The following is a 13449-nucleotide window of genomic DNA, read 5'->3' on the forward strand; positions in this document are numbered from 1 at the left end:
CGTCGATTTTGCTAAACAGCACGCGGATGGGCGGTGTGCTGAAGGGGAGTCATTTCTTGCGAGTATCCGATACGCTCTCGGATTCGAGGTATCCGTCGTCTTTGAATCATATGGATTTTTTATCAAAAATATTTCATCGTGGTTCGACCCACTGGGGTACTTTTTCTTCGCTGGCGTCGAGTGACCGAGTGTGACCCGCAGGACAAGGAGCGTAAAGAATGCGATACGAGGTGTTGAGTGGTGGCCCGACCAAAACCGCGGGTGAAACGGTGGTGGCTCTCCAACGCAAGGTCAACGAAGCGGTGAGCGTCGGAGCGGTATTAGTGGGTGGGATTAGCGTTGTTTTTGGGCGTGCACCGGGATTCATCGCCAAGGACGCACATGAAGCATTTCAGGCTGTCACATATCCGGACCAATAGGGGAAAAGTGCCAGTTGGCCCTACCGAAGGGGCAGGCCGGGGCTGTTACAGTGGATACGCCTCAGGCGAAGACGAAACCATTCCGGATCGAGCGTTGACGTTGGCGGTCGCGACGCCGCTGGACACCTCGTTCCGTATCCTGCCGAACCGGCGCACGGCCAATGTACCGACCACGAAGGTGCGTTGATCCGCGCGGCTTTTACACGAATGCACTCAATGACAGCAATCGATTCGTCGACTTCTCTCCCCACCATCCTCCTCGTCGGCGCCTCCGGCCTGCTCGGCCGCGCGGTCGCCGCGTCCTTGTCCCGCGAACCGTCGCTGACGCTGCTCGCGACCATCCGGAACCCGCAAGGCGCCGGTGCGAAACGGCTCGCATTGCCGCCGGACAACATCGCCGAACTCGACGTCCTCGACCAGCCGTCCCTCGAACGCCTTTTTGAAATCCACAAGCCGGCAGCGGTGATTCTTTGCGCCGCCGAACGCCGCCCCGACGTCTGCGAACGCGACCCGGCCGCCGCCCGCGCCATCAACGTCACGGCGCCGGCCCGCATCGGCGCACTCGCCGCGCGATACGGCGCATGGACGCTCGGCATTTCGACCGACTACGTCTTCGACGGCAAGGCCGCCCCCTACAGCGAGGACGCCACCCCGAACCCGCTGAACATCTACGGTCGCACCAAGCTGGAAGGCGAGGCCGCGCTGCTCGCCGCCTCGCCGCTGTCGTGCGTGCTGCGCCTGCCGTTGCTGTTCGGTCCGATCGTCGACTGGAGCGAATCGGCCGTCACGAGCCTCGTTCCGGCCGTCGTCGCGTCGGCGCGCCCGGGCGCCGACGCGGTCGGCATGGACGCATGGGCGATCCGTTACCCGACCTACACGCCCGACGTCGCGCAGGTCATCCGCGATCTGACGCTGCGCCATCTCGCGGGTGACACGGTCACCGGCATTCGCCATTGGTCGAGCGAGGAGCCGATGACGAAGTACGCCATCGCGCAGCGAATCGCGGCCGCGCTCGGCATCGAGGCGTCGCTCACGCCGATCACCCAGCCGACCGACGCGACGCCGCGTCCGTACGACTGCCATCTCGACGCGACACGCGTGCGCGCGCTCGGGATCGATTACGCGACGCCGTTCGATACGGCGCTGCACGCGATCCTGCACGACGGCCGCCCGATGCCGTAAAGCCGCACGCGGGCGGCCGATTGTGCGAACGCCGCCCCTATGCGATGCTTGTCGCGCTGCGCGCGCGGGTTCCCGCGGGTCGCGCGACGCAGGATGACGCGATACCCGCGCCGTTCCCACGGCTCAACGAACAACAACCATGACCACCGTATCCCCCCGTCCGACGACGCGCACGCTGGCGCGTGTGCGTACCACGTTTCGCCAGTACTTCAGCCTGCGCGAAGGCCAGGCCGACCGGGAAACGATCGATCAGGACATCCGCGGCGGCGTCGGATTGCGCGGGACCAACCTGTGGATCCTGATGTCCGCGATTTTCATCGCGTCGATCGGCCTCGACGTGAACTCGACGGCCGTTATCATCGGCGCGATGCTGATCTCTCCGCTCATGGGGCCGATCATGGGCCTGGGCTACGGGATCGGCATCTACGACTTCGCGTTGATCCGGCGCTCGCTGAAGACACTGGCCGTCGCCACGCTGATCAGCCTTGCGACTTCGGCGCTGTATTTCTCGCTGAGTCCGCTGACGGGTGAACACTCCGAACTTCTCGCGCGCACGTCGCCGAGCATCTGGGACGTGTTGATCGCGCTGTTCGGCGGGCTCGTCGGGATGGTCGGCGCGACGCGCAGCGAAAAGACCAACGTGATCCCCGGCGTCGCGATCGCGACCGCGCTGATGCCGCCGTTGTGCACGGCCGGCTACGGGCTCGCGCATGGCAGCCTCGCGTATTTCGCGGGCGCGTTCTACCTGTTCTCGATCAACTGCGTGTTCATCGCGTTCGCGACCGTGGTGGTCACGTGGGTGATTCGCGCGAAGCCGGCCGCGCGCGTGGACGAGGCGATGCAGCGGCGCGTGCGGCGCTTCGTGCTCGCGGCGGTCGTCCTGACCGCCGTGCCGAGCGTGATCCTCGCGTACCGGCTCGTCACGCAGGAAGTGTTCAACGCGCGCGCCGACCAGTTCATCAAGGCCGAGCTGTCGCTGCCGTTGTCGGTGGTCGCGAGCCGGCATATCGATCCGCGCGGCCGTGTGATCGAGGCGATGCTGGTCGGCCGGCGTGTCGACCAGGCGATGCTCGACCGGCTGGCGGACAAACTGCCGGCCTACGGTTTGCCGAACAGCCGGCTCGTCGTGCGGCAGGCCGGCGACGAACGCATCGACACCGGGGCGCTCGCGTCGTCGCTGAAGGCGAGCATCGCGCAGGACCTGATCGCCGCGAACCATGCCACGCGCACCGAGATGGACGTGAAGGACCAGACCATCGCGCGCCTGCAGCACGAAATCGACGGCCGGGCGGCGCAGCAGGCCGAACTGGCGCGCGTCGCGCGCGAACTGCGCACGCAGTATCCGCAGATCCGCGAGATCCTGTATGGCGCGACCGATGCGTGGGACAGCGGCGCAAGCGCGCCGGACGCCGAGCCGCTCGTGACCTTCGTGGTGTCGACCGCGAAGCCGCTGCCGCGCACCGACCGGCAGCGAATCGAGCGCTGGCTGAGCGTGCGGCTCGATTCGCCGCGCGTGCGGGTCGTGACGGCCGGCTGATGCGACGCGCATGCCGATGATTCAGCGTCGCCCCGTGCCGTTGACTGCAGGAGCCCTGCCATGCAACTGAAATGGCTCGAAGACTTCGTCGAACTCGCGCGCACGCGCAGCTTCACGCGTGCAGCGGAAAACCGCTTCGTCACGCACCCGGCGTTCGGCCGCCGCATCCGTTCGCTCGAGGAATGGGTCGGCACGCGCCTGATCGCGCGCACGAAGCCGCTCGAACTGACGGCGGCCGGCACCGTGTTCCTCGATGCCGCATCGAACGCGCTCGACATCCTGCACGGTGCGCGCACGCAACTGCAGGAAGCGTCGCCGGTGCCGGAAAACACCCTCCGGATCGCGACCGGCCGCACGCTGTCGGCCACCTTCTTCCCCGACTGGTACGACGAGACGGTTGCGCGCGCAGGCTTTTTCACGGCGACCGTGTCGACCGGCAGCGCGGAGGAGGCGATCCTGCAGCTGACGGCCGGCGAGGCCGACATGCTGATCGTCTATTCGAGCCCGCACACGCGGCTGCTGATCGACCGCGACCGCTTCGACTGGCTGTCGGTGGCGCGCGAGGTGCTGGTGCCCGTCAGCGCGCTCGATGCGCGCGGCAGCGCGCGCTACCGGCTGCCGGCCGGGCAGGCGCCGGTGCCGTGGCTCGCGTTCGCCCGTACGCTGACGCTGCGCGCGGTGCTCGCGCGCCATCTCGCCGAAATGCCGAACCGGCCGACGTTGCGCCCGGTGTACCAGGCCGACTCCTACGAAGCGATCCTCGCGATGGCGCGGCGCGGGCTCGGCCTCGCGTGGCTGCCGCAGCGGCTCGTCGCGGACGACGTGCGGCGCGGCGAACTCGCGATCGTCGGCGGCGCGGACTGGCAGATCGGTTTCGACGTCGCGCTGTATCGCCGCCGGAACGAATCGCATCCGGTCCTCGACGCGATCTGGCGCACCGCGCCGTCCCGCGACGACGGCGGAGCGCCGGCCGGCTGAACCCGCGGCCCGGGTCGCCCCGGCGCGCGATGCACCGATCAGCACGATCGCGTGCCGAAACGGCACGAACGCACGCGCCGCGGTGCCTACACTCCGCGCTTGACTGGCCCGGACGCACGCCGGCAACCGCCGCGCGCCGTCTTTCACAATCCTGACGGCCAGCATCAACGGAGGAGCACAGGCATGACCCGCAACCCGCACGCCGCGCAGCCGGCCCCGCACAATCCGTGGCGCGAGATCTGCGCCGCGAGCATCGGCAACGCGCTGGAATTCTACGATCTGCTGATCTACGGCTATTTCGCGATCGTCATCGGTCAACTGTTTTTCCCGACGCACGACGCGACCACCTCGCTGCTGCTGTCGGTCGGCACGTTCGGCATCTCGTTCGTCACGCGGCCGCTCGGCTCGATCGTGCTCGGCAGCTATGCGGATCGCGCGGGCCGCAAGGCATCGCTGACGATTTCGATCGGGCTGATGATGCTCGGCACCGCGATGATCGCGTTCGCGCCGACGTATGCGCAGATCGGCATCGCGTCGCCGCTGCTGATCATCGTCGCGCGGATGCTGCAAGGCTTCTCGACGGGCGGCGAATTCGGCGCGGCGACCGCGTTCATGGTCGAGCAGGCCGACGCGAAGCGGCGCGGCTTCTTCGCGAGCTGGCAGATGTCGACGCAGGGGCTCGCGACGGTGCTCGCGGCCGGCGTGTCCGCGCTGCTGAGCCTGCTGCTGACCACCGACCAGCTGCATGCGTGGGGCTGGCGCGTCGCGTTCGCGGTCGGGCTGCTGATCGGCCCGGTCGGGCTGTATATCCGCCGCAACATCGACGAACCGGCCGATTTCCGCCGGCTCGGCGAGGCGGGGCGCGCGAAGTCGCCGCTGCGCGACGTGTTCGTGCGCGACCGCGCGAACATGCTGCTCGGCGCGGGCGTGGTCGCGACGGCCACGGCGTTCAACTACGTGCACAAGCTGTACATGCCGACGTACGCGGTGAAGCAGCTGCATATCCCGGCTACGTCGTCGTATCTCGGCGCGGTCGTCACGGGCGCGATGCTGATGATCGCGGCGCCGGTCGTCGGGCATCTGTCGGATCGGTTCGGCCGTATTCGCGTGATGCTGATCGCGCTGATTCTCGTGGGCGTGACGACGTGGCCGCTGTTCGTCCTGCTGAACCGCTATCCGACGGTCGAAACGCTGCTCGCGGTGCAGGCGCTGGTCGGACTGCTGATCGCGGTGAGCCTGGCGCCGCTGCCGGCGCTGCTCGCGGACATCTTCCCGACCAGCACGCGCGGCACGGGCCTCGCGCTGTCGTACAACTTCTCGGTGACGCTGTTCGGCGGCTTCGCGCCGCTGATCGTGACCTGGCTGATCGACGCGACGCACGACAAGCTGGCGCCGAGTTTCTACGTGATGGCGACGGCCGTGCTCGGCATCACGTCGGTGATCTCGCTCGGCCGCCGGATGCGCGGCGCGGCGGCCGGTTCCGCGGCGGCGACGCGCGCGACCGAGGCGTGATCCGTCACGCCCGAACCCGATTCCGGCGCAGCCGGCCGACGCCGGTCGCGCCTTTCCCGAACCCTGACGAATCCTTCCGACACTTCCGACATGACCACGCTTGAAGCCATCCGCGCCGCGCTGCCGGCCTATCCGATCGAAGTGACGTTCCCGGACATCTCGCGCTGGCGCGCGGGCAACACGGGCATCGACTATCTGCACACGTTCGACAGCGGCAAGCCCGGCAAGCACGTGATGATCCTCGCGCTGACGCACGGCAACGAAGTCAGCGGCGCGATCGCGGTGGACGCGCTGCTGACGGCCGGCCTGCGGCCGGTCGCGGGCCGGCTGTCGCTCGGCTTCGGCAACGTCGGCGCGTACGAGCATTTCAGCGCGGAGAATGCCGACGCGACGCGCTACCTCGACGAAGACATGAACCGCGTATGGACGCCGGCCGCGCTCGACGGCACGCGCGACAGCCGCGAGCTCGCGCGGGCGCGGGCGATGCGGCCGCTGCTCGATACGGTCGACCTGCTGCTCGACATTCATTCGATGCACGAAGCATCCGCGCCGCTGATGATGACGGGGCCGCTCGACAAGGCGATCGCGCTGGCCGCCGCGCTCGGCACGCCGGAGCACGTGATCGTCGATCGCGGCCATGCGAACGGCACGCGGCTGCGCGACTACGGCGGCTTCGGCGATCCGGCGAGCGCGAAGAACGCGCTGCTGATCGAGACGGGCCAGCACTTCGCGGCGAGCGCGCGCGCGGTCGCGCTCGACAGCGCCGCGCGCTTCCTGCTGCACGCGGACGTCGTCGCACGCGACGACGTCGCGGCGTTCCTGACGCAGGCCGCGCCGGTGCGGCAGAAGTTCATCGAGATCACGCAGCCGGTCGTCGCGCGCTCGATGGATTTCCGGTTCTCGCAGCCGTTCACCGGGCTCGAAGTGATCGCGAAGGCGGGCACCGAGATCGCCCGCGACGGCGACGACGTGATCGTCACGCCGTACGACGACTGCGTGATCGTGCAGCCGTCGATGCGCCATCTCGGCGTGAACGTCACGATGATGCGGCTCGGGCGCCTGCTCGAACGCTGAGCCGGGCGGGTCGGATCGGCGTCGGCCCGTGTCGACATGCTGCAATGCAGCGCTTGCGATGCTTCCGGCAAGCGCGCATTTGTCGTCGGGCCAAAAAGCGGCCGGAGGGGCGTGGCCTGACGATCGAATTCGGAATTTGTCTAGTCATCCTTGCGATTCGGCCACCCGAACTGCACCAAACATGTGCCGGAATTCCCCGCGACGGCGCACGCCGGATGCCTGTAATTAGGGGATTTCCCGCGTTTGCTTCGTTTTTATTGATCGCTGCTTGTCGCGCTGTTTTTCTTCTTGCATGCTTGTATAGACAAATTCCTGAGGCGGCTTGCTGCACCGAAGGGATGGCGAACTTCAACGCAAGGAGAAATCTCGTGAACGGCAAGCGCATCAAGTGGGCAATCAGGACGATCGGCATCATCGCGGCTGCGGCGGCCACGCTCGCGGCGCCGGTGCAGGCAAAGGAATGGAAGACGGTGACGGTCGCGCTCGAAGGCGGCTACGCGCCGTGGAACATCACGCTGCCGGGCGGCAAGCTGGGCGGTTTCGAACCGGAGCTGCTCGCCAACGTGTGCGAGCGCATCAAGGTGCAGTGCAACATGGTCGCGCAGGACTGGGACGGGATGATCCCCGGCCTGCAAGCCGGCAAGTTCGATGTCCTGATGGATGCGATTTCCATCACGCCGGAGCGCGAAAAGATCCTGCTGTTCTCGCGCCCGTATGCGGCGACGCCGGCGACGTTCGCCGTCACCGATACGAAGATCCTGCCGAAGGCCGCGCCCGGCGCGCCGATCGTCAAGCTGACGGGTGACGCCAACGCGGACAAGCCGACCGTCGACACGCTGCGCAAGCAGCTGAAGGGCAAGACGATCGGCATCCAGTCGGGCACCGTCTACACGAAATTCATCAACGACAGCTTCAAGGACATCGCGTCGATTCGCGTATACAAGACGTCGCCCGAACGCGATCTCGATCTGGTCGCCGGGCGCATCGACGCATCGTTCGACGACGTCACGTACTACGCGGCGAACAACGCGAAGAAGGACAACGCGTCGATCGTGCTCGCGGGGCCGAAGCTCGGCGGCCCGATCTGGGGGCCGGGCGAGGGGCTCGCGTTCCGCAAGCAGGATGCCGACCTGAAGACGAAGTTCGATACGGCGATCGCCGCGGCGCTCGCGGACGGCACCGTGAAGAAGCTCGCCGACAAGTGGTTCAAGACCGACGTCACGCCGTAAGCGCGTGTTCGGCTGCCGCCGCGTGAGCCGGTCGAACGGCGCACGGCGGCACGCATCCAGTGGCTTCACCCAACGCATGCCGGGAGGCACGCATGGCGATTCTTGAAATGCTCGGTTTCGGTACCGAAGGCTGGGGCGGTGTGCTGCTGCTCGCCGCACTGATGACGGTCGCGCTGACGCTTGCCGCGCTCGCGGTCGGGGCGGTGATCGGCGCGGCGATCGCGGCCGCGAAGCTGTCGCGCTACCGCACCCTCCGCCTGCTCGGCGATCTGTATACGACGGTATTTCGCGGCGTGCCCGAACTGCTCGTCATCTATCTGTTCTACTTCGGCGGCTCGACGCTCGTGACGGCCGTCGGCCAGTGGTTCGGCGCGGAAGGCTTCATCGGCGTGCCGCCGTTCGTGATCGGTGCGCTCGCGGTCGGGATGATCTCGGGCGCCTATCAGGCAGAGGTCTATCGCGCGGCGGTGCTCGCCGTGTCGAAAGGCGAGCTCGAGGCGGCGCGCTCGATCGGCATGCCGCGCAGCATGGTGCTGCGGCGCATCCTGGTTCCCCAGGTGCTGCGCTTCGCGTTGCCCGGGATCGGCAACGTGTGGCAACTGAGCCTGAAGGATTCCGCACTGATCTCGGTCACCGGTCTTGCCGAGTTGCTCCGCACGAGCCAGATCGCGGCCAATTCGACGCACCAGTACTTCGTGTTCTTCGTCGCGGGCGGTGCGTTGTATCTGCTGATGACGGGCTTGTCGAACCGCGTGTTCAACCGGGCGGAAGCGATCGTCGGCCGGTCGTTCCGCCGCAATTTCGCGCGCAACTGACGGAGAACGGGCATGTCCATCGATTTCGCTTTTCTCGTCGATACGCTGCGCCAGTTGCTCGCGGCCGTGCCGACCACGCTCGGCCTGTTCTTCGCGTCGCTCGTGCTCGGCGGCCTGCTGTCGCTCGTGATCGTCACGATGCGCGTATCGCCGCGCTGGTTGCCGAACCGTTTCGCGCGTGCCTACATCCTCGTGTTTCGCGGCTCGCCGCTGCTGATCCAGATGTTCCTCGTGTATTACGGGCTCGGCCAGTTCGGCGTGATCCGCGAGAGCTTCATGTGGCCGCTGCTGCGCGAGCCGTACGTTTGCGCGGTATTGTCGCTCGCGCTGTGCACGGCCGGCTACACGGCCGAAATCCTGCGCGGCGGGCTGATGGCCGTGCCGATCGGGCAGATCGAGGCCGGTTATTCGATCGGCCTGTCGGGCTTCGCGCTGCTGCGGCGCGTGATCGGCCCGATCGCGCTGCGCCAGTGTCTGCCCGCGTATTCGACCGAAGCCGTGCTGCTGGTCAAGTCGACCGCGCTGGCGAGCCTCGTCACCGTATGGGAAGTGACGGGCGTCGCGCAGCAGATCATCCAGCAAACCTACCGGACGACCGAAGTGTTCGTCTGCGCGGCCGTCATCTATCTGGGCCTGAACTTCATCGTCGTGCGCCTGCTCGGCGCGCTCGAATGGCGGCTCTCGGGGCACCTGCGTGCGCCGAAGCCGTCCGGTGCGCCAGCCGCCGCGACCCGAAATGCCCGGCGCGTCGCGTCCTGAGCGCGCCATTCCTTCCAGGAGAATCCGATGAACACCGCTGCTCCCGTTGCGCTGTCGGTCAGAAACATCCACAAGTCGTTCGGCGATCATCATGTGCTGAAGGGCATTTCGCTCGACGCGCACGAGGGCGACGTCATCTCGATCCTCGGCGCGAGCGGATCGGGCAAGAGTACGTTCCTGCGTTGCCTGAACCTGCTCGAGACCCCCAATGACGGTTCCGTCGCCCTGGCCGGGGAGGAACTGGCGATGAAGCGCGCGCGCGACGGCAAGCTGCATCCGCGCGACCGGCGCCAGGTCGACCGGATCCGCTCGCAGCTCGGGATGGTGTTCCAGAACTTCAACCTGTGGTCCCACATGACGGTGCTCGACAACCTCGTCGAGGGGCCGCTGCGCGTGCAGAAGCGCAGTCGCGCGGAAGCGGTGGAGGAGGCCGAGGCGCTGCTGGCGCGCGTGGGCCTCGCGGACAAGCGTGGCTACTATCCCGCGCACCTGTCGGGCGGCCAGCAGCAGCGGGTCGCGATTGCACGCGCGCTCGCGATGCATCCGAAAGTGATGCTGTTCGACGAACCGACGTCGGCGCTGGACCCGGAACTGGTGGGCGAGGTGCTGCGCGTGATGCGCTCGCTCGCGGAGGAGGGGCGCACGATGCTGGTCGTCACGCATGAAATGGGATTCGCGCGCCACGTGTCGAATCGCGTGATGTTCCTGCATCAGGGCGAGGTCGATACGGACGGCACACCCGACGAAGTCTTCGGCGGCCAGACGTCCGAGCGCTTCCGGCAATTCGTGTCGAGCCACCACGACCGCACCGCGAACTGAGGCTGCCATGACCGTATTCCGTGCGGCTCGGCCGCTTGACTGGCGGCAGGTTGCGGCGGTGGCGGCCGGCGCGCCGCTGGCGTTGGCCGACGATACGCGCGCGCGCGTCGTGGCCGCTCGCGAACTCGTCGACGAGATCGTCGCGCGCGGCATTCGCGCCTACGGCGTCAATACCGGCGTCGGTGCGCTGTGCGACGTGATCGTGTCGCCGGCGCAGCAGAGCACGCTGTCGCACAACATCCTGATGAGTCACGCGGTGGGCGTCGGCATGCCGCTCGGCGCAGCCGAAACCCGCGCGATCATCGCGGCCGCGATCAACAACTATGCGCACGGGCATTCGGGCGTCCGTCCCGATGTCGTCGAACAGCTCGTCGCGCTGCTCGAGCACGATTGCCTGCCGGAAGTGCCGGCGCACGGCTCGGTCGGATATTTGACCCACATGGCGCATGTCGCGCTCGTGTGCGTCGGGCACGGCCATGCGCGCCATCGCGGCGAACGCATGCGCGGCGACGAGGCGCTGCGGCGTATCGGCCGCGAACCGCTGGTGCTCGGCGCGAAGGAGGGGTTGAGCCTGGTCAACGGAACGCCGTGCGTCACGGGGCTGGCTGCGCTCGCGCTCGCCCGCGCCGAACGGTTGCTCGACTGGGCCGACTGGATCGCGGCGATGAGCTTCGAGAACCTGGGCGGGCAACTCGCCGCATTCGATCCGGCTTCGCTCGCGCTGCGGATTTCCCCCGGTATCGGGCAGGTCGGCGCCCGTGTGCGTGCGCTGCTGGCGGACAGCGGCATGCTTGCCGCGGCGAGCGGCCGGCATACGCAGGATCCGCTCAGCCTGCGCACGATTCCGCACGTGCATGGCGCGGCGCGCGACGTGTTCGACGTCACGGCGGAGGTCGTCGATCGCGAACTCGCATCCGTGACCGACAATCCGGTCGTGGCCGGCACGCGAGACGCGCCGGCCGTGCATTCGCAGGCGCACGCGGTCGGCGCCGGCATCGCGCTCGCGATGGACAGCCTCGCGGCGGCGATGGCGCAAGTCGCCGCGATCGCCGAGCGGCGTCTCGACCGGCTCGTGAATCCGCTCGTCAGCGGGCTGCCGGCGTTTCTTGCCGCGCCGGGCGGCAGCTGTTCGGGTTTCATGATCGCGCAGTACACGGCGGTCGCGCTGGTCGCGCAGAATCAGCGGCTTGCCGCGCCGGCGAGTCTCGACGGCGGCATCACGTCGGGGCTGCAGGAAGATCACCTGTGTCATGCGACGCCGGCCGCGCTGAAGACGCTCGACATCATCGAGAATACGACGCGCGTGCTCGCGATCGAGCTATTGGCCGCCGCGCAGGCGTACGACCTGCAGCCGGGCGACACCGCGCGGGCCGCATCGACGGACGCGCTGTGGCGGCATGTACGCACGCGCGTGCCGGTCTATCGCGACGACCGGCCGCTCGCGGAAGATATCGCGATCGCGGCCGGCATCGTCGCAGGCGTGCCGCCTTCGTTGCAGTGACGACAGGCGAGGACGGGCCGATTACCCAACATTCATTCGGTCGAGGGCGCATGAGCGAAACGGAACGCAAGCTTTTCGCACGGCCGGCGCAGGCGTCGGCCGACACCGTGCCGGCGCGGGCACTGCCGGCCTATCAGCAGATCAAGCGCTACGTCGTCGAGCGGATCGCGAAGGGCGACTGGAAGCCCGGCGCCGCGATCCCGACCGAGGCCGAACTGGTCAAGGAATTCGGCGTGGCCCGGATGACGGTGTCGCGTGCGCTGCGCGAACTGACGGCCGAGCGCGTGCTGACCCGCATCCAGGGGGCCGGCACGTTCGTCGAGCGTCGGCATTACGAGTCGACGGTGCTGGAGATCCGCAACATCGCGGACGAGATCGCCGAGCGCGGCCATCGGCACAGTGCGCGTGTGCTGCTGATCGAGCGCAGCGTCGAGCCGGACGCGATCGATGCGCTCGGACTGCGCGCCGGGCCCGTGTTTCATTCGCGTATCGTGCATTACGAGGAAGACGAGCCGATCCAGTTCGAGGATCGCTACGTCAATCCGGCCTTGTTTCCCGCGTATCTGGAGCAGGACTTCACGCTCGAGACGCCGAATCATTACATGGTGAGACTCGCGCCGATCCAGCGGGCGGAGTTCCGGATCTACGCGGAGAAGCCCAACGCGCAGGTGCGTCGGCATCTCGTGATGGAAATCGGTGAACCGTGTTTGCTGCTACGACGCCGCACGTGGGTCGGCGAGCATGTCGCCACGTCGGTCAGGCTGTGGCATCCGGCGTCGCGGTTTCATCTGGCGGGCAAGATGTAGGGACGTGCGGTGGCCCTGGGCGGGGCGCACATTTGCCGCTTCGGCCGGCGCTGGCGATGTACCCGTATGGGTCGTGATGGCGCGATGTCGCACCTGCATCGAAAGGCGATACACTGCGCGGGTTCCCGATCCGGTCGGGAGCGTCGGGGAACCGGGCGACCGCATCGCGGCACCCGCGCGGAGCACGCCACGGGCCCGGACTCATTCGAAAAAATCGAGAGAAAGAGAGGGCCCATGCTGACACGTCTTCGTAACGGCATCCTTCGTGCACAGGACCTGCGTGAATCCGGAGCCGCTTCACCCACCCAGCGCCCGTCGATGGCGTGCGAACTGGTCGAGCTGAGCGCGAAGCGCGCGACGTGGCGCGTCCCCGTGCCGAATCAGGCGGACTGCTATCTGAAGGCCGAGCCGGGTGGACCCGAGCGGTTTGTCGTCCATATCGACGCGGAGACGTTCTATCGCCGCTGGCTCGAGACGAGCCCCACGTTCCCGAAACAGAATTCGCAGGATTGCGTACCGCGCCGGGCCATGTCGCTCGACAGCAAGTTCGCGGTAGCGGCCACCGCGTTCAGGGGCGGCCGCGACGCACCTGTGACGCTGCCGTCGGTCGGCTACTGGGCGGCGGCAAGCGGCTACGAGGTCGCGATGAGCGACGGCATGACGCGCACCTTCTGGCTGCTCGCCCATCGCGTGCGGTCGTTTCCCGTCAGCGTGGCCGACGCGAGCTGGGCGACGATACTGAACGGCATGGCCGGCATCGGCGTGGCACCGATCGCGTTCAGCGAACTGTTCGCCCGGCGCGCATAAGCGCGCCGCCG

Annotated in this window: 13 protein-coding genes; all 13 read left to right on the forward strand. The window is 67.6% G+C overall.

Going from position 1 to position 13449, the window contains the following annotated elements; translation table 11 throughout:
• Positions 1–218: 218 nt before the first annotated feature.
• Positions 219–419, forward strand: a complete 201-nt coding sequence (locus KU887_RS30810; RefSeq protein WP_134163157.1) for a hypothetical protein — start codon at positions 219–221, stop codon at positions 417–419.
• Positions 420–635: 216 nt separating this feature from the next.
• Entirely contained in the window at positions 636–1601 is a 966-nt protein-coding gene (locus KU887_RS30815) for an SDR family oxidoreductase (protein WP_058903820.1), read from the forward strand.
• A gap of 139 nt (positions 1602–1740) precedes the next feature.
• The gene (locus tag KU887_RS30820; protein ID WP_006485862.1) at positions 1741–3138 is read left to right on the forward strand and encodes a DUF389 domain-containing protein; all 1398 of its coding nucleotides are present in this window, start codon (positions 1741–1743) and stop codon (positions 3136–3138) included.
• Between the two features lie 60 nt (positions 3139–3198).
• A complete protein-coding gene (locus tag KU887_RS30825) occupies positions 3199–4116 on the forward strand; it encodes a LysR family transcriptional regulator (protein ID WP_006497915.1) in 918 nt (305 codons plus the stop codon).
• Between the two features lie 183 nt (positions 4117–4299).
• Positions 4300–5628, forward strand: a complete 1329-nt coding sequence (locus KU887_RS30830) for an MFS transporter (RefSeq protein ID WP_258258695.1) — start codon at positions 4300–4302, stop codon at positions 5626–5628.
• A 90-nt stretch (positions 5629–5718) separates the two neighbouring features.
• Positions 5719–6702, forward strand: a complete 984-nt coding sequence (locus KU887_RS30835; protein ID WP_048988515.1) for a succinylglutamate desuccinylase/aspartoacylase family protein — start codon at positions 5719–5721, stop codon at positions 6700–6702.
• 368 nt (positions 6703–7070) lie between these two features.
• Positions 7071–7931: a transporter substrate-binding domain-containing protein gene (locus tag KU887_RS30840; protein ID WP_062886110.1), complete on the forward strand. Its 861-nt coding sequence runs from the start codon at positions 7071–7073 to the stop codon at positions 7929–7931.
• Positions 7932–8023: 92 nt separating this feature from the next.
• Positions 8024–8746, forward strand: a complete 723-nt coding sequence (locus KU887_RS30845; RefSeq protein ID WP_006481063.1) for an ABC transporter permease — start codon at positions 8024–8026, stop codon at positions 8744–8746.
• A 12-nt stretch (positions 8747–8758) separates the two neighbouring features.
• A complete protein-coding gene (locus tag KU887_RS30850; protein ID WP_006484844.1) occupies positions 8759–9505 on the forward strand; it encodes an ABC transporter permease in 747 nt (248 codons plus the stop codon).
• 27 nt (positions 9506–9532) lie between these two features.
• On the forward strand, positions 9533–10324 hold the full coding sequence (locus KU887_RS30855) for an ABC transporter ATP-binding protein (RefSeq protein WP_258258696.1): 792 nt from the start codon (positions 9533–9535) through the stop codon (positions 10322–10324).
• A 7-nt stretch (positions 10325–10331) separates the two neighbouring features.
• Positions 10332–11825 (forward strand): histidine ammonia-lyase, encoded by a 1494-nt coding sequence (gene hutH, locus KU887_RS30860; protein ID WP_062911527.1) that lies wholly within the window; start codon positions 10332–10334, stop codon positions 11823–11825.
• 50 nt (positions 11826–11875) lie between these two features.
• Positions 11876–12631: a histidine utilization repressor gene (gene hutC, locus KU887_RS30865; protein WP_006497918.1), complete on the forward strand. Its 756-nt coding sequence runs from the start codon at positions 11876–11878 to the stop codon at positions 12629–12631.
• A 234-nt stretch (positions 12632–12865) separates the two neighbouring features.
• Positions 12866–13438, forward strand: coding sequence for a hypothetical protein (locus KU887_RS30870; RefSeq protein WP_034203909.1), 573 nt, complete (start codon positions 12866–12868; stop codon positions 13436–13438).
• Positions 13439–13449: the final 11 nt, after the last annotated feature.

This window comes from Burkholderia sp. EMB26, from assembly GCF_024730645.1.
GTDB classification, from domain to species: Bacteria; Pseudomonadota; Gammaproteobacteria; order Burkholderiales; family Burkholderiaceae; genus Burkholderia; species Burkholderia cenocepacia.